We start from the raw sequence: 17354 nt of genomic DNA on the forward strand, positions 1-17354 counted from the left end.
AGCGCGAGGGATCATTGGGGGACGGTGGAGCCGGTCATTCCGGTAGACCGAGATTCAATACAGGAGCCTTGAGACCATGACGGAAACCAGCGAAGTCGACGATTCCTTCCACGTCTTCGACACGACGCTGCGCGACGGCGCGCAGCGCGAGGGCATCAACCTCACCGTGGCGGACAAGCTGGCCATCGCGCGGCACCTGGACGACTTCGGGGTGGGCTTCATCGAGGGCGGCTGGCCCGGCGCCAACCCCCGCGACACCGAGTTCTTCGCCCGCGCCGCCCAGGAGATCGACTTCCGGCACGCCGAGCTCGTGGCCTTCGGGGCGACCCGCAGGGCAGGCGGCAAGGCCGCGGAGGACCCCCAGGTCAAGGCGCTCCTGGACTCCGGCGCCCCGGTGATCACGCTGGTCGCCAAGTCCCACGACCGGCATGTGGAGCTGGCGCTGCGCACCACGCTGGAGGAGAACCTGGAGATGGTCCGCGACACCGTCTCCCACCTGGTCGCGCAGGGCCGGCGGGTGTTCGTGGACTGCGAGCACTTCTTCGACGGCTACCGCGCGAACCCCGCCTACGCGAAGTCCGTGGTCCGCGCCGCGCACGAGGCCGGCGCCGACGTGGTCGTGCTGTGCGACACCAACGGCGGCATGCTCCCCGCCCAGGTCCAGGCCGTGGTCTCCACCGTCCTCGCCGACACCGGCGCCCGCCTCGGCATCCACGCCCAGGACGACACCGGCTGCGCGGTCGCCAACACCCTCGCCGCGGTCGACGCCGGCGCCACCCACGTCCAGTGCACCGCCAACGGCTACGGCGAACGGGTCGGCAACTCCAACCTCTTCCCCGTCGTGGCGGCGCTGGAGCTCAAGTACGGCAAGAAGGTGCTCCCCGAGGGCGCGCTGCGGGAGATGACCCGCATCTCCCACGCGATCGCCGAGGTCGTCAACCTCACCCCCTCCACCCACCAGCCCTACGTGGGCGTGTCGGCGTTCGCGCACAAGGCGGGCCTGCACGCCTCCGCGATCAAGGTCGACCCCGACCTCTACCAGCACATCGACCCCGAGCAGGTCGGCAACACCATGCGGATGCTGGTCTCCGACATGGCCGGCCGCGCCTCCATCGAGCTCAAGGGCAAGGAACTCGGCGTCGACCTCGGCGACGACCGCGAACTGGTCGCCCGGGTCGTCGAGCGCGTCAAGGAACGCGAGCTCAAGGGCTACACGTACGAGGCCGCCGACGCCTCCTTCGAACTCCTGCTCCGCGAGGAGGCCGAGGGCCGCAGGCGCACCTACTTCGAGGTCGAGTCCTGGCGGGCCATCGTCGAGGACCGCCCCGACGGCAGCCACGCCAACGAGGCCACGGTCAAGCTCTTCGCCAAGGGCGAGCGCATCGTCGCCACCGCCGAGGGCAACGGCCCGGTCAACGCCCTGGACCGCGCCCTGCGCGTGGCCCTGGAGACGCTGTACCCGCAGCTGGCCAAGCTGGAGCTGGTCGACTACAAGGTCCGCATCCTGGAGGGCAAGCACGGCACGCAGTCCACGACCCGCGTCCTGATCTCCACGTCCGACGGCACGGGGGAGTGGTCCACGGTCGGCGTGGCGGAGAACGTCATCGCCGCGTCCTGGCAGGCGCTGGAGGACGCGTACACGTACGGCCTGCTGCGAGCCGGCGTCGAACCGGCCTCCTAGGGCTCCGGCGGGAGTCCGTGTCCCGTCCCCGCCGGGGACGGGACACGGACCGCGCTACTGCAACTGCCACTTCTGGTTGGCGGCCCCCGTGCACGACCAGATCTGCGCCCGCGCCCCGTTGGCCGACGAGTTGTCCGTCACGTCGAGGCATCTGTTCGCCGCGGTGTTGACCACGTCACCCGTCGAGGAGTTGTACGACCACTGCTGGGCGCCCGAACCGTTGCAGTCGTAGAGCTGGATCTTGGCGCCGTCGGACGTCGACCCCGAGGTGACGTCGAGGCACTTCCCGAGGGCGCGCACCGAACCGTCGGTCCCCACGGTCCAGGACTGGGCGGTGGTGCCGTTGCAGTCGTAGAGCTGCACCGCCGTGCCGTTGGCACCGGAACCGCCCGCCACGTCGAGGCACTTGCCGGCCAGCCCGACGAACGCGCCCGACCGGCCGCCCCCGTCCGACGGAGTGCCGGACCAGGTGAAGGTCGCCGACGTCTTGCCCGGCAGTGAGTAAGTGGCGTGCTGAGAACCCCAGTTGATCGTCACCGTCTTGGCGGCCGACGCGTCGTTGTAGGCGATCAGGGCCTTGCCGCCGTCCGGGTTGCGCCAGGCGACGTTCGGGACGGCGGAGGAGGCGGTGGAGGCGATCCGCTGGGCCCCGGGCCGGACGAACTTCGTCAGCTGGCCCATCGTGTAGTACTCGACCGTGTAGTCGACGGTCCCGCTCGCGCCGTCCCCGTTGTGCACGGTGATCAGCCCGGTGCAGGTTCCGCAACCGCCGTTGTGCGGGCCCTTGTTCTGGTCCACGGCGAGCGACCACTTGGTCACCGACTTCGCCCAGTTGCGGGTGTAGTCGACGATGTTGAGCATGTCCTCGCGCTGCTGGTTGGCGATCCACGTGCCGCCCGAGTGCTCGGTCCCGAAGGCGTCGAGGCCGGGGTACTGGTTGTGCACGCTCGTCTGCTTCGTGACGTCACCGCCGTACCCGTGCCAGGCGATGCCGCCGAAGTTCGGGTGCGAGCGGACCGCCGCGTCGTCGACGGTCTGGGCGGCGTAGGAGTCGTACACGTCCCAGTTCCAGTCGTGGGCGAGCACCTTGGTCGACAGCCCGGCGGCCTGGAGCTTCGGCAGCAGCTCGCTCTTGGTGAAGTAGGCGAGCCCCGAGGCGTTCCAGCTCATCGAGGGATAGCCCGAGCAGCAGGTCGGCTCGTTCTGGGCGGTGACGTACGCGACGGGGACACCCTGGTCCCGGTAGCCCTGGAGGTACTTCACGAAGTACGAGGCGTACGCGCCGTAGTCCTCCGCCTTCAGCCAGCCGCCGTTCAGCGACCCGCTGTCCTTCATCCAGGCCGGTGCCGTCCACGGCGAGGCCATGACCGTCAGGGCCGGGTTGAGCTGGAGTGCCTGCTTCGTGAGCGGCACCACGTCGGCCAGGTCGTGCGCGAGGGAGAACTGCGCCAGGTTCGGGTCGCTCTGCCCGGCCGGCACGTCGTCGTAGGTGTAGCCGTAGCGCGCGAGGTCCGAGGCGCCCATCGGGTTGCGCAGGAAGGACAGCCCGATGCCGTCCGTGGGGGAGAAGAGCTTGCGCATCGTCGCGTCGCGGGTGCTCTGCGACAGGGCCCCGCTGCTGTTCATCAGCCACGCGGCGGTGTCCGTGAAGGACGCGCCGCCGCCGGTGAAGGTCTGGTACCGGGTGTTCTCGTCGACGGTGATGTTCTCGCCGGCGCCGCCGCTGCCCGACTGGAAGGCGAACGGAGCCTGGGCCTGGAGCCCGCGCACCACATGGCGCCCGCCGTCGTCGTCCGTGGTCGTCAGATAGGCCGTGACCTGTTCACCCGCGGCGTGCGCGGGCGCGGCCGCCGTGAATCCGGCGGTGACGAGCAGCCCGGCGAGGACCGCCCGAACCGCCCGAGTGGATCTCCTGCTGGATCTCCTCATGGAGCGCCGCCCTTCTGGAGGTGGGGGTGGGAGGCGTGCGAGGCGTGAGTAAATGACGGCTTCGGGGGCGCGTCAAGGGGTTGCGCGTTCAGATTCTGAAGGAACAACTGCTCTGATCCGGACGGGAGTTGAGTGTGTACCGGTTCTGGCGTGAAGTCTTGACGCCTTGCCGGGACGCCAGTTAACTCACGCCGTGATCTAAGCCGTGAGACAAAGCGTCCGAGGAGCAGGGAACAGAACGAGCACGTCATCGTCGGGAAGCACGTCGTCAGAACAACGTGAGAGTCGAGGGGAACCCCATTGACCGGGCTCGATCGGAATTCCGTACGAAGAACCGCTCTGCTGGCCGGTGCCGCGCTGATCGCCGCACTGCTTCCGCTCGCCTCGGCGGGAGCGGCGGCGGCCGATGAACCCGCGCCGGTCCCCGTCGACCGCTTCGAGGGCGAGGTGCCCTTCGCGAGCCAGCCCGCCGAGGGCCTCTTCACCTGGGGCGGCGACAGCGACGACCCGCCCAAGCTGGCCCTGACCGCGTGGTCCGACGCGCCCGAGGGGGCGAAGGTCCTCACCGGCGACTACGACATCAGCGGCTACGGCGGCTTCACCCACGACTTCGCCGCGGACCAGCCGGCCCACGACTGGTCCGCGCACAAGGGCATCCGCTTCTGGTGGGACGGCCGGAACACCGCCAAGAAGATCTCCTTCGAGATCAAGGACGGTGGCGTCAACGGCGAGGCCTCCGAGCTGTGGACGACGTCCTTCACGGACGACTTCACCGGCTGGAAGCAGATCGAGATCCCCTTCGGCGACTTCGTCTACCGAACGGACTACCAGCCCGTCGGCGGCATCGACCACGTCCTCGGGCTGAGCCAGATGTGGGGCTACGCCCTGACCCTCCCGGTCGGTGTCCACGGGCAGTTCGCCATGGACGACGTCGAGCTCTACGGAAAGGCCGACCAGTCCCTGCGGGCCTCCGTCACCACGGACGCCGCCGTCTACCCGGTACGGGAGGGCGGCACGGCCGCCGTGAAGGTCTCCGTCGCCACCACCGGCTCCGCCCCGATCGACGAACCGGTGACCGTCGCGTACGAGAGCGCGGGCGGCACCGCCGAGCCGGGCCGGGACTACACCCCCGTCAAGGGCGAGATCACCTTCCCGGCGGGCACGACGTCCGGCACGAGCCGCACCGTCACCGTCGCGACCCGGCACGACAAGTCAGCCGAGGCCGCCGAGACGATCCCCCTCACGTTCACGGTGACCGGTGCCAAGGCCCCCGCCGAGACCCCGCAGGTGGTCATCGACGCCCACGGACTGCCGTATCTGGACCCGAAGCTGCCCGTCAGGAAGCGGGTCGCCGACCTCCTCTCCCGGATGTCCCTGGAGGAGAAGGCCGGGCAGATGACCCAGGCCGAGCGCGGCGCGATCGGCACGGGCGGTGACATCGCCTCCTACGACCTGGGGTCCCTGCTCTCCGGCGGCGGCTCCACCCCGACCCCCAACACCCCCGCCGCCTGGGCGCGGATGATCGACGGCTACCAGCTGCGGGCGCGGGCCACCCGGTTCCAGATCCCGCTGATCTACGGCGTGGACGCCGTGCACGGCCACAACAACCTCGCGGGCGCGACGATCATGCCCCACAACATCGGCATCGGCGCCACCCGTGATCCCCGGCTGGCCGAGCGGACGGGCGCGGTGACCGCCTCCGAGGTCCGCGCCACCGGCATCCCCTGGGACTTCGCGCCCTGCCTGTGCGTGACCCGCGACGAACGCTGGGGCCGCTCCTACGAGTCCTTCGGCGAGGACCCTGCGCTCGTGAAGTCCATGGAGACGATCATCCAGGGCCTCCAGGGCGCCCGTGACGGCAGGGACCTGAAGGACGACGACAAGGTCCTCGCCACCGCCAAGCACTTCGTCGGCGACGGCGGCACCGGCTACGGCACGTCCACGACCGGTTCGTACACCCTCGACCAGGGCGTCACCACGGTCACCAGGAAGCAGCTGGAAGCCGTGCACCTGGCACCGTTCCAGACGGCCGTCGACCGGGGTGTCGGCACGGTCATGCCCTCGTACTCCTCGCTCGACATCGTCGGTGACGGCCAGGGCCCGGTGAAGATGCACGCCCGCGCCGACATGATCAACGGCGTGCTCAAGGGCCGGATGGGCTTCGACGGCTTCGTGATCAGCGACTGGAACGCCATCGACCAGCTCCCCGGCGACTACGCCGCGCACGTCCGCACCTCGGTCAACGCGGGCGTGGACATGATGATGGTGCCGTACGCGTACAAGGACTTCCGGACGACGCTCATGGACGAGGTGACGGCCGGCCGGGTCACCCAGCGGCGGATCGACGACGCCGTGTCGCGCATCCTCACCCAGAAGTTCAGGCTGGGCCTCTTCGAGAAGCCCTACGCGGACACGAGCGGCGCCGCGCGGATCGGCTCGGCCGCGCACCGGGACGTGGCGCGGCAGGCGGCGGCCGAGTCCCAGGTCCTGCTGAAGAACGCCGGCGGTGTGCTGCCGCTGAGGAAGTCCCAGAAGGTGTACGTCGCCGGTTCGAACGCGGACGACCTGGGCAACCAGACCGGCGGCTGGACCCTCACCTGGCAGGGCTCGTCCGGCGCGGTCACCAAGGGCACGACGATCCTCCAGGGCATGCGCAACGCCGGGGGCGACGTCACCTACTCCAAGGACGCCTCGGCGCCGACCGCCGGATACGACGTCGGTGTGGTCGTCGTCGGCGAGACCCCGTACGCGGAGGGCGTCGGTGACGTCGGCAACGGCAACGACCTGGAGCTGACCGCGGCCGACAAGGCGGCCGTCGACAAGGTCTGCGCGGCCATGAAGTGCGCGGTGCTGATCGTCTCGGGCCGCCCGCAGCTCATCGGCGACCGGCTCGGCTCGGTGAACGCCCTGGTGGCCTCGTGGCTGCCGGGCACCGAGGGCGACGGGGTCGCGGACGTCCTCTACGGAAGGCGCGCCTTCACCGGACAGCTCCCGGTCACCTGGCCGAAGTCGGAGGCCCAGCTGCCGATCAACGTCGGTGACACCACCTACGACCCGCAGTTCCCGTACGGATGGGGCCTCACGACGCTGACGAAGGTCTCCTCGGGCGGGACCGCCACGCTGAGGGAGCTCGCCCGGGTGGCCTCGGCGGCGGAGCGGCGCGGCGCCGACGGGACGGGCCGCGCGGCCGTGACGAAGGCCCGCCTGCTCGTCCAGCAGAAGATCGGCTCGGCGGTCACCGCGGCGAACGCGGGTCCCTTCGCGGACGCGGACCATCTGCTCCTGACCGGCCACTACGGAGAGGCGGTGGCGAAGCTGGCCCAGGCGTACCGCGCGGGATGAGGGAGAACGCGCAGGGCCGGCCGGGGCCGCACATCGGCCCCGGCCGGCCCGCGTTCTCCTCCGCGGTCCCTACGTCGCGGGCGGCGTCACCGGAGCGGCGCTCCTCAGCTCCTTCGCGAGCCTGCGGGCCTGGAGGGCCTTGACCACGGTGTACACGCGGATCACGGAGAACACGAGCACCGCGAGGCCGAGGAACGCGCCGAAGGCGGACCCGTCCCTGGCCGCCGCGTAGAAGAGGAAACCGCTGAAGGGGAAGCCGACGGCGATGAGCAGCGGCTCGCGCACCCAGAACGGGAGCACGCGAAGGATGAGTCCGATCATCCGGCCACTTCAGCAGGTTCATGTCAGGCGCGGCTGTGATGGAGGCCACAGTTCCGGAAGATGGAACCGAATCGTTCCGTGCCGGCGGTCCGACGCCGAGCCCGACGCCGCGCCCGACGCCGAGTCCGAGTCCGACGCCGAGTCCGACGCCGAGCCCGAGGTCGTGTGAGACGGCCGCGGGGCCCGGGGCCGGGGTGCCCGACCGGCTCCCGCGCGACCGCGGAACAGCCGTTCCGATGTCCTGTTTCGCTCCGGTTCGGGTAGCTTCAAGGCATGAGGGCCGCACGCACCCGAGGACTTCCAGGCCTGTTGGTCGCACTGACGCTCGCGGCCCTGGCGATGGTGTGGATCCCGGCACCCCGGGCCCACGCCGCCACCGATGTCTCCACCGTCGCGGCGGCCCTGAGGAAGGGCCCCGTCTATGTGGACCCGGCCGCCTCGGGCCAGCTCTCCGCCTCGGAGGCCGACGCTCTGACCGCCAAGATCGAGAAGGCGGACCGGCCTGTCTTCGTCGCCGTGCTCCCCGCCGGCTTCCCCACCGCGAACCTCTTCCAGGACCTGCGCACCGCCACCGGGATCACCGGCCTCTACGCGATCAGACTCGGCGACCGTTTCGACGCCCGCGCCGACTCCGCGGTGATGTCCCGCTCGGCCGTCCAGAACCTCGTGACCAGCGTCCAGGGCGTCTCGGACGCGAACACCCAGCTGAACGAGTTCACCGACCGCGCTCTCGCCAACATCCACGGTTCGGCCCCCGAGAGCTGGGGCGGCAGCATGGACAGCAGCAGCGTCCCGACCGGAGCGCTGATCGTGGTCGGCGCGGTGGCCGTCCTCGGCGGCGCGGGCGCCTACGCGGTCGTGCGCCGCAACCGGCGCCGTGAGCGGGAGGAGCAGCGGGCCGCGCTCGACCGGCTCCGCGTGGTCGTGGACGAGGACATCACCGCCTTCGGCGAGGAACTGGACCGGCTGGACTTCCACCCGGCGGAGGCCGGCGCCGACGACGCGATGCGCGCGGACTACGAACGCGCGCTGGACGCCTACGAACAGGCGAAGTCCTTCATGGCCAAGGCCCAGCGGCCGGAGGACGTACGCGGGGTCACCCGGTCGCTGGAGGAGGGCCGCTTCTCGCTCGCCGTGCTCGCGGCGCGCCGCGAGGGCCGCCCGGTCCCCGAGCGCCGCGCGCCCTGCTTCTTCGACCCCCGCCACGGTCCGTCCGTGACCGACACGGCCTGGACGCCCGCCGGGGGCGCGCCCCGCGAGGTCCCGGTCTGCAAGGCGGACTGGATGCGTCTGTCCGGCGGTGAGGAACCGGCGGTCCGCGAGGTCGAGACGGACCGCGGGCGCCGCCCGTACTGGGACGCGGGCCCGGCGTACGGGCCCTGGGCGGGCGGCTATTTCGGCGGCGGAGTGCTGCCGGGCCTGCTCGTCGGGACCGTGCTCGGCAGCATGATGGCGAGCCCCGGGTACGGGGCGGCGTACGGCACCGGCTACGGCGACTTCGGCGGCGGCTACGACGGAGGCGATGTCTCCGGCGCGGACTTCGACCCCGGCGACTTCGGAGGCGGCTTCGGCGACGGCGGGGGCGGCGACTTCGGCGGCGGGGGTGGCGACTTCGGGGGCGGCTTCTGAGGGTGCGGCGCTCGGCTCACGAGGGGTGCGGCGCACGGGCTACGAGGGTGCGGCGCACTGGCTACGCGGTGCCGCGCACGGGCTACAAGGGATGCGGCGCACGGCTCACGCGGTGCGGCGCACAGGCTTCGCGGGGCGCCGCGTACAGCTCACGCGAGGTGCCGTCGTCCGCGCACACGGCGGCGCCGGGCACCCCCGTGAGGGGAGCCCGGCGCCGGAGAACAGCGTTCGGCGGTGCGGGGGCCGTCGGCCCGCGGCTCAGCCGGCGTTCTTGATCGCCGAGATGTCGAAGTTCAGCTTGATCTTGTCGGAGACGAGGACGCCGCCGGTCTCCAGGGCCGCGTTCCAGGTGAGGCCCCAGTCGGAGCGCAGGATCTCGGCCTTGCCCTCGAAGCCCACGCGCTCGTTGCCGAACGGGTCCTTCGCGGAGCCGTTGAACTCCAGGTCGATGCTGATCTGCTTGGTGGTGCCGAGGATCTCCAGGTCGCCGGTGATCCGGTAGTCGTCACCGCCGAGGGCCTCCGCCTTGACGGAGCGGAAGGTCATCGCGGGGAACTCGTCGGTCTTGAAGAAGTCGGCGCTCTTGAGGTGACCGTCGCGGTCGGCGGACCCGGTGTCGATGCTGTCCATCGTGATGTCGAGCGAGGCCGTGGACCGGGACGGGTCGCCGCCGTCCAGGTGGAGCGTGCCCTCGAAGTCCTTGAACGAGCCCTTGACGTTGGTGACCATCGCGTGCCGGGCGACGAAGCCGATCGTCGAGTGGGCCGGGTCGATGGTGTAGTCGCCGGTCAGCGCGGCCAGGTCCGGGCTGACGACGCCGGTCGTCGCGGTGGCCGTCGCGGCGGCGGAGGTCTCGGTGGTGCCGGTGGTCTTGCGGCCGAAGATGCCCATCAGATGCTCCTTGGGGGACGGGCCGCGGTTCCGGGGAGAGCCACGGCGGCGTTCTGTTGAATGTTCAACGAGGTCAACGTGGACCACCGTAGACCTATTCCGTTCAACTTTCAACAGTATCCGTAAGGTGGAGGGAAGGTGACGCTCGGTGAGGCGTACGCGGCCCCCCGGCACCGGGCCCGGACGCGCGCGGGGGTGCGCGGACCGCTGAACGGGGGGTCGTGTCACCCCGGTGACGGCATGGGCCGCTCATGAATGTCGGGTGGCACGCGGCCGAACGGTTTGTGTGACCTCAACAAACCCGAACCCCTCCGGGCAGTCGGATCGCCTGCATGTGATGGTGGTTCTGTTCAGGGGCACCAGGAAAACGGTCCGAGGACTGTGCAGAGTCGACGGGCCTCTTTCCTTGGCGGACTTCGTATGGTCGCTACATGACCGTTTTGGACGAGGCCGACACCGCGAGCACCACGATCCCCACAGGCGAGCCGACGGACGCGCGTGGCCGTGTGGCGGAACTGCACGCCATCCGTGCGGAGGCCTTGCGGGGTCCCAGCGAGAAGGCGACCGAGGCGCAGCATGCCAAGGGCAAGCTGACCGCGCGGGAGCGGATCGAGCTGCTGCTGGACGCGGGCTCGTTCCAGGAGGTCGAGCAGTTGCGCCGGCACCGGGCGACCGGGTTCGGTCTGGAGGCGAAGAAGCCGTACACCGACGGTGTGATCACCGGGTGGGGCACGGTCGAGGGCCGGACGGTGTTCGTGTACGCGCACGACTTCCGGATCTTCGGCGGGGCGCTGGGCGAGGCCCACGCGACGAAGATCCACAAGATCATGGACATGGCGATCGCGGCGGGTGCGCCGCTGGTGTCGCTGAACGACGGCGCGGGCGCCCGGATCCAGGAGGGCGTCTCCGCCCTGGCCGGTTACGGCGGGATCTTCCAGCGCAACACCCGCGCCTCGGGTGTGATCCCGCAGATCTCGGTGATGCTGGGCCCGTGTGCGGGCGGCGCGGCCTACAGCCCCGCCCTGACGGACTTCGTGTTCATGGTCCGTGAGACCTCGCAGATGTTCATCACCGGACCGGACGTGGTCAAGGCGGTCACCGGCGAGGAGATCACCCAGAACGGTCTGGGTGGCGCGGACGTGCACGCCGAGACCTCGGGCGTGTGCCACTTCGCCTACGACGACGAGGAGACCTGCATCGCCGAGGTGCGCTACCTCCTGTCGATGCTCCCGCAGAACAACCGCGAGAACCCGCCGCGCGCCGAGTCCGCCGACCCGGCCGACCGCCGCAGCGAGGTGCTCCTCGACCTGGTCCCGGCCGACGGCAACCGCCCGTACGACATGACCAAGGTCATCGAGGAGCTCGTCGACGACGGCGACTACCTGGAGGTCCACGAGCGCTGGGCCCGCAACATCATCTGCGCGCTGGCCCGCCTCGACGGCCAGGTCGTCGGCATCGTCGCCAACCAGCCGCAGAGCCTCGCGGGTGTCCTCGACATCGAGGCGTCCGAAAAAGCTGCACGCTTTGTCCAGATGTGTGACGCTTTCAATATCCCGATCATCACGTTGCTGGACGTGCCCGGGTTCCTCCCGGGTGTCGACCAGGAGCACGGCGGGATCATCCGGCACGGCGCGAAGCTGCTCTACGCCTACTGCAACGCGACGGTGCCGCGGATCTCGCTCATCCTGCGCAAGGCGTACGGAGGTGCCTACATCGTCATGGACAGCCAGTCCATCGGGGCCGACCTCACCTACGCCTGGCCGACGAACGAGATCGCCGTGATGGGCGCCGAGGGTGCCGCCAACGTCATCTTCCGCCGTCAGATCGCCGATGCCGCCGATCCCGAGGCGATGCGCGTCCGCATGGTCAAGGAGTACAAGGCCGAGCTGATGCACCCGTACTACGCCGCCGAGCGCGGGCTGGTCGACGACGTCATCGACCCCGCGGAGACCCGCGAGGTCCTGATCAAGTCGCTCGCGATGCTGCACACCAAGCACGCGGACCTGCCCTCCCGCAAGCACGGCAACCCCCCGCAGTAACCCGGCGGATTCTCCGCGGTACCCCCGCGGAAACCTCTCTCCTGGAGACTGAAACCTATGAGCAACGCTGACATCCGCGTCGAGAAGGGCCATGCCGAGCCCGAGGAGGTCGCCGCCATCACGGCGATCCTCCTGGCCCGTGCCGCCTCCGCTCCCACAGATGCCGCCTCCTCCCACCGCCCCCACCGCAAGGCCGGCTGGCGCCGGCTGGAGCGCGAGCCCGGCTTCCGGGCGCCGCACAGCTGGCACTGAGACTCCGACGCCGACAGCCCCGCCCTCCCGACGGAGAGCGGGGCTGCGGTGTGTCCGGAGGCCCGTGGGCGCCCTCCAGGGCCAACTGGGCGCTCTTCCATGGATATTCGGGCAGCCCCTGTCTGCCTCGCGTCCAACGGGGCCGTATGGGGCGCCAGTTGAGCCCGGCGCTCCCGTATGCGCGTACCGCACGCGTGTGTTCGGGCCCGAGGCACCCTCGGGCCCACGGACGCACGACGGCCCCTGTCTCTCCGGGCGGAGAAGCAGGGGCCGTCGTCGTGCGAGCGGGTGACGCTAGCGCAGGCGCGCCATGAGGGCGTGCTCGACCAGCGTGATGAGCGCCGACTTGGCGTCCGCGCGGTGACGGGCGTCCGTCGTGATGATCGGGGCGTCCGGGCCGATCTGAAGGGCCTCGCGGACTTCCTCCGGGTTGTACGGCTGGTTGCCGTCGAAGCCGTTGAGGGCGATCACGAACGGCAGGCCGCTGTTCTCGAAGTAGTCGACCGCCGGGAAGCAGTCGGCGAGACGCCGGGTGTCCACCAGGACGATCGCGCCGATGGCGCCGCGGACCAGGTCGTCCCACATGAACCAGAAGCGGTCCTGACCCGGCGTACCGAAGAGGTACAGAATCAGGTCCTGGTCGAGGGTGATACGGCCGAAGTCCATGGCGACGGTCGTCGTCGTCTTGTCTCCGGTGTGCGTGAGGTCGTCGATGCCCGCCGAAGCGGACGTCATGACGGCCTCGGTGCGCAGCGGGTTGATCTCCGAGACGGCGCCGACGAACGTGGTCTTGCCCACGCCGAAGCCGCCCGCCACCACGATCTTCGCGGACGTGGTGGAGCGGGAAGGCCCTCCGCTAGAGCTTGCGAAGTCCACTGAGCACCCTTTCGAGCAATGTCACGGCTGGCTGGCCGCCGGCGCTCTCGTCGCCGCCCGGCTGATGAATGGCGACCAGGCCCGCCTCCGCCAAGTCGGCGACGAGGATCCTGGCCACACCGAGAGGGATGGTCAGCAGGGCCGAGATCTCGGCCACCGACTTGATCTCACGGCAGAGGTTGCAGATGCGCTGATGCTCGGGCAACTGGCCCTGCATCTGGTGCGGCTGCGCGGTGGTGTGCACCAGTGCCTCGATGGCGAGCTGGTAGCGGGGCCTGGTGCGGCCACCCGTCATGGCGTAGGGACGCACCAGGGGGTTGTTGGACGACCCGGCGGGCGCCGCCTCGGGAGAACGTCGCTGCGGCTGCACGGGCTGGATGCGCGGCGCCGGCGGCTGGTCGTACGGGGACGGCCCGGGGCCCTGGGGACCCTGGGGCGCGTACGGCTGCCGTCGCTGGTGGGGTGCGGAGGGAGGAAAGTTGTACCGGTTCGGGTCGCCTGAACCGTCGCCCTGCCCCTGGCCGGGGCCGTACGACCAATTGCCCGAAGACGAACCGCCTGGGGGTGTTACCACTCTCTCTCCTCCTCCGACTGTGCCGGGCACCCAACGCTGGGACCGCGTCCCGAAACCTTACGGCCCCGGGACGACAATTCGCACCGTCTGTCTATTAGTTGAGAAGGCTGCCCTGGAGCTCCGCACGAAGGTCCGGAGTGAGAACCGTGCCCGCACGGTCCACCAGAAGCGCCATCTCGTACCCAATGAGACCGATGTCCGCCTCAGGGTGTGCGAGTACTGCGAGGGAAGAACCATCCGAAACGGACATGAGGAAGAGGAATCCTCGCTCCATCTCCACAACGGTCTGGTTCACGTGGCCGCCCTCGAAGATACGGGACGCGCCCGCGGTCAAGGAGGTCAGACCGGACGCGACGGCGGCGAGCTGGTCGGCGCGGTCGCGGGGAAAGCCTTCGGACATAGCCAGAAGGAGTCCATCGGCGGAGACCACCACTGTGTGCGACACACCGGGGGTGTTGTCCACGAAGTTGGTGATCAACCAGTTCAGGTTCTGTGCCGCCTGGCTCATCGGGCTCACACTAACGCTCCTGGTTGTAGGTGCTGTCAGAACCGAGGCCCTGACCGTTCGTCTCACTACCTGCACTGCGTCCCCGCTCGACACCGCGACGCAGGTTGCTCAGCCTGCCCCGGACGTCCTCGGGAGCACGGGAGACCTGGGGGCCTCCCTGGGGGGTCGATTCCGCGGTTCCCTCGACCAGGTTGGCCTTGGGCACCCGCCGCGGCAGACCGGACGAGGTGACCCCGCCCGCCTTGGGCTTCTTCAGCTGCTCGGCGCGCTGCCACCGGTCGTCGTTGGACGACCGCCAGTCATCGCCCGTGTTCCCGGAGGACATGGGCGCCGACTGCTCCCTCGCCGGTTCCGCGGGGCGCCGACCGTTGCCGGCCGGGGCGGCTCCGCGACGCGGGAGTCCCGCGTCGGTCATCGTGTGGGGGGCCGAGACGGCCGGACCCGGACGACCAAAGCCTACGCTGTCCCGCTCACTCGCGTCAGCGACCTGCGGAGATTCCGCTTGCGGAGCGTAGTCGGGCCGGTACCCGCCCTGGTACATGTCCTGCTGCTGCGGCTGCGGCCAGTCGTCCTGGTAGGACGGCTCACCGAAGCCCGACAGGGTCTCCGGGGCGGAGCCGCCCATTCCGGCGTGCTCCTGCTGGACCGGCTCCGTGTAGGAGGGCTCAGGGTAGCCGCCGTTGGACGGGAAGTACGCCTCGTCGTACGCGGCCTGCTGCGGCTCCTCGTACGACGTCTGCTGGTCGTACGTCGTCTGCTGCTCCTCGTGCACGCCCTGGGCGCCGTCGTACGCCGGGGCGCCGTCGAAGGACGCCTGCCCGTCGTCGTACCCGGAGCCGGGCTGGGCCTCGAAGCCCTCGGCGTAGCCCTGGGGGGCCTCCGTGGCCTCCGGGCCGTGCGTCTGGGCCTCCAGGGCCGCACGGCGCCCCTCGCGCATGAGGGAGCGGCCCACGGGGTCCAGATCGCGGATGTCGTCCGGGACCTCGTAGCGGCTGTCGTCGAAACCGAGGTCCGCGGCGGTCAGCACGGGCTGCTGCTGGGCCCCGAAGTTCTCACCCTGGAACGACTGCTGCTGCTCGGGAATGATCTGGGACACGGTGAACTCGTCGCGCATCGGCTGCTGCTCGCCACCGCCACCGTGGGTGATGGCGTCGGGCAGCATGACCAGGGAGGTGGTGCCGGCCTGCTCGCCCGAGGGGCGCAGCTGGACCCGGATGCCGTGGCGGTCGGACAGCCGGCCGACCACGAACAGGCCCATGCGCTGCGAGATCGCGGCGTCCACGGTCGGCGGGTTGGCCAGCTTGTGGTTGATGTCCGCGAAGTCCTCGGCGGTGAGGCCGATGCCCTTGTCGTGGATCTCGACCATGATGCGGCCGTCGGGAAGACGGGTCGCGGTGACGCGGACCTTGGTCTGCGGGGAGGAGAACGTGGTCGCGTTCTCCAGCAGCTCGGCCAGCAGGTGCACGAGGTCGGTCACGGCGCGGCCGTGGATCTCGGCCTCCGGGACGCCGGAGAGCTCGATGCGCTCGTACTGCTCCACCTCGGAGGAGGCGGCGCGCAGGACGTCGACCAGCGGGACCGGCTGGTCCCAGCGGCGGCCGGGCTCCTCGCCGGCGAGGACCAGGAGGTTCTCGCCGTTGCGGCGCATACGGGTCGCGAGGTGGTCCAGGCGGAAGAGGTTCTCCAGCTGGTCCGGGTCGGCCTCGTTGTTCTCCAGGTCGGTGATCAGGGTCAGCTGGCCCTCGATCAGCGACTGGTTGCGGCGCGAGAGGTTCGTGAAGATCGCGTTGATGTTGCCTCGCAGGAGGGCCTGCTCGGCGGCCAGTCGCACGGCCTCGCGGTGGACCTGGTCGAAGGCGCGGGCGACCTCGCCGATCTCGTCCGTCGTGTTGATCGGGATCGGCTGCACGCGGGTGTCGACCCGGCCGGGGTCGGTGCGCGAGAGCTGGTCGACCAGCATCGGCAGGCGCTGCTCGGCGACATTGAAGGCGGCGCTGCGCAGCTGGCGCATCGCGCGGCTCATCTGGCGGGCCACCATGCCGGCCAGGATGAACGCGGCGAGCAGGGCGACCACGACGATGGCACCGGTGATGAAGGCGTCGGTCTGCGCCGTGTTGGAGATGTCACCGGCCTCGGCCACGGCCTTGTCGGCGAGGTCGGACTCGATCTGGCGGTACGCGTTGTACTTGGCGGTGTTGACCGCCATCCAGTTCTGCGCGGTGATGCCGTTCGCGGCCAGCGTGGCGCGGTCGGCGGGCTGCGGGGAGGGGAGCTTCGCCAGCGAGGTGACCATGGTGACCGGGTTCGCGGGCGGCGGCACGTAGTTCGGGTCGGCGGCCGCGGCTTCCCGCGCCTTCGCCGTCAGATCGGCCTTGATCCTGGCCGTGGCCTCGTCGAGCTTGGTCGCGTCGGCCTCGGTACCACCACCGCGGTACTCCTCGACGGCGATGCCCTCGAGGTAGGCGTACGAGGACAGGGCGACGCGCTGGCTGTCGAGGCTGCTCAGACCGGGACCCGGCTTGATCAGCATGTGCAGACCGATGGACCGCTCCAGCGACAGCGCGGCCTTGGACAGCGAGATCGCGTAGACCGTACGGCCGTAGCTGGTGATGTTTCCGGTGCCCAGGCCGAGCTCGTTGGCGAACTCCATCAGCGGGTGCTGGATCTGGAGGTAGCCCTCCTCGGTCTGCACACCGGTGAGCTTGCTGCCGTAGGCGAGGGCCCGCAGCTTCGTGAGACCGGGCTCGACGTTGCGGAAGACCGCGAGGCGGCGCTCCAGGCCCGGCGTCTTCGGCATGTTCTGGGCGGCCTGGTCGAAGGCGTCGGCGGCCAGGTCGGTGTCCCGGCGGACCTTGACGACGGTCGCGTCCTTCGCACCCTTGCCGGTCAGCAGCGGTGCGGCGCTGAGGTCGCGCTCGACGAACAGTTTGTCGCCGTAGTTCAGGGCCGCCTGCACCAGGCGGGCCGTCTTCTCGGCGTCCTGGGCTTCCTGCCAGGTGTCGATCGAGCTCTTCACCTGGAAGCCGCCCATGACGAGGCCGACCACCACGGGTATGAGCAGGATCGCGTTCAGCCTGGTCGGCACGCGCCAGTTGCGCGGGGAGAATCGGCTCCCGCTCGACGCGGGCGCCGGCGTGGGCTCGGGGCCGGCGACTTGTGCGGGCGCCGCTCCGCGCGCCGGCGGGGTGAAGTTGCCCCGTGCCGACGGCTCGGGACCGTTCATGCTTCGCCTCACTCGACCAACAACCTCTCGGCGTCGGCACCTACTGTGTGCCGCCGTATCTACCAGCGCCCTTGACTACTGGGCAGTTC

At 70.2% G+C, this 17354-nt stretch carries 12 protein-coding genes; 5 read left to right on the top strand and 7 right to left on the bottom strand.

Annotated features, from left to right (window positions below; genetic code table 11):
• Positions 1 to 76: 76 nt before the first annotated feature.
• Positions 77 to 1681: a citramalate synthase gene (gene cimA, locus WJM95_RS23505; RefSeq protein WP_339131788.1), complete on the top strand. Its 1605-nt coding sequence runs from the start codon at positions 77 to 79 to the stop codon at positions 1679 to 1681.
• A gap of 54 nt (positions 1682 to 1735) precedes the next feature.
• Here the strand turns inward: cimA and WJM95_RS23510 are convergent, their stop codons facing one another.
• Positions 1736 to 3610, bottom strand: coding sequence for a ricin-type beta-trefoil lectin domain protein (locus WJM95_RS23510; protein ID WP_339131789.1), 1875 nt, complete (start codon positions 3608 to 3610; stop codon positions 1736 to 1738).
• Positions 3611 to 3910: 300 nt separating this feature from the next.
• On the opposite strand from WJM95_RS23510, the gene WJM95_RS23515 reads away from it, so the two are divergent.
• On the top strand, positions 3911 to 6952 hold the full coding sequence (locus tag WJM95_RS23515) for a glycoside hydrolase family 3 N-terminal domain-containing protein (protein WP_339131790.1): 3042 nt from the start codon (positions 3911 to 3913) through the stop codon (positions 6950 to 6952).
• Between the two features lie 69 nt (positions 6953 to 7021).
• Here WJM95_RS23515 and WJM95_RS23520 read toward each other — a convergent pair whose 3' ends face one another.
• Positions 7022 to 7273 (bottom strand): hypothetical protein, encoded by a 252-nt coding sequence (locus WJM95_RS23520; RefSeq protein ID WP_339131791.1) that lies wholly within the window; start codon positions 7271 to 7273, stop codon positions 7022 to 7024.
• A gap of 273 nt (positions 7274 to 7546) precedes the next feature.
• Here WJM95_RS23520 and WJM95_RS23525 point away from each other — a divergent pair, with 273 nt between their 5' ends.
• The gene (locus WJM95_RS23525; protein WP_339131792.1) at positions 7547 to 8902 is read left to right on the top strand and encodes a hypothetical protein; all 1356 of its coding nucleotides are present in this window, start codon (positions 7547 to 7549) and stop codon (positions 8900 to 8902) included.
• Between the two features lie 258 nt (positions 8903 to 9160).
• On the opposite strand, the gene WJM95_RS23530 is transcribed toward WJM95_RS23525, so the two are convergent.
• Positions 9161 to 9793, bottom strand: coding sequence for a YceI family protein (locus WJM95_RS23530; protein WP_339131793.1), 633 nt, complete (start codon positions 9791 to 9793; stop codon positions 9161 to 9163).
• Positions 9794 to 10224: 431 nt separating this feature from the next.
• On the opposite strand from WJM95_RS23530, the gene WJM95_RS23535 reads away from it, so the two are divergent.
• Positions 10225 to 11832, top strand: coding sequence for an acyl-CoA carboxylase subunit beta (locus tag WJM95_RS23535; RefSeq protein WP_339131794.1), 1608 nt, complete (start codon positions 10225 to 10227; stop codon positions 11830 to 11832).
• A 57-nt stretch (positions 11833 to 11889) separates the two neighbouring features.
• Entirely contained in the window at positions 11890 to 12084 is a 195-nt protein-coding gene (locus tag WJM95_RS23540) for an acyl-CoA carboxylase subunit epsilon (protein WP_339131795.1), read from the top strand.
• A 294-nt stretch (positions 12085 to 12378) separates the two neighbouring features.
• Here the strand turns inward: WJM95_RS23540 and WJM95_RS23545 are convergent, their stop codons facing one another.
• The 4 genes from WJM95_RS23545 to WJM95_RS23560 form a co-directional block, all read right to left on the bottom strand.
• A complete protein-coding gene (locus WJM95_RS23545) occupies positions 12379 to 12960 on the bottom strand; it encodes an ATP/GTP-binding protein (RefSeq protein ID WP_103554950.1) in 582 nt (193 codons plus the stop codon).
• A complete protein-coding gene (locus WJM95_RS23550) occupies positions 12941 to 13534 on the bottom strand; it encodes a DUF742 domain-containing protein (RefSeq protein ID WP_339131796.1) in 594 nt (197 codons plus the stop codon). The genes WJM95_RS23545 and WJM95_RS23550 overlap by 20 nt, the downstream gene beginning before the upstream one ends.
• 94 nt (positions 13535 to 13628) lie before the next feature.
• Positions 13629 to 14042, bottom strand: coding sequence for a roadblock/LC7 domain-containing protein (locus WJM95_RS23555; protein ID WP_261709979.1), 414 nt, complete (start codon positions 14040 to 14042; stop codon positions 13629 to 13631).
• Between the two features lie 10 nt (positions 14043 to 14052).
• Entirely contained in the window at positions 14053 to 17277 is a 3225-nt protein-coding gene (locus tag WJM95_RS23560; protein ID WP_339131797.1) for a nitrate- and nitrite sensing domain-containing protein, read from the bottom strand.
• Between the last annotated feature and the right edge of the window lie 77 nt (positions 17278 to 17354).

Source organism: Streptomyces sp. f51 (assembly GCF_037940415.1).
In the GTDB taxonomy this organism is placed as follows: domain Bacteria; phylum Actinomycetota; class Actinomycetes; order Streptomycetales; family Streptomycetaceae; genus Streptomyces.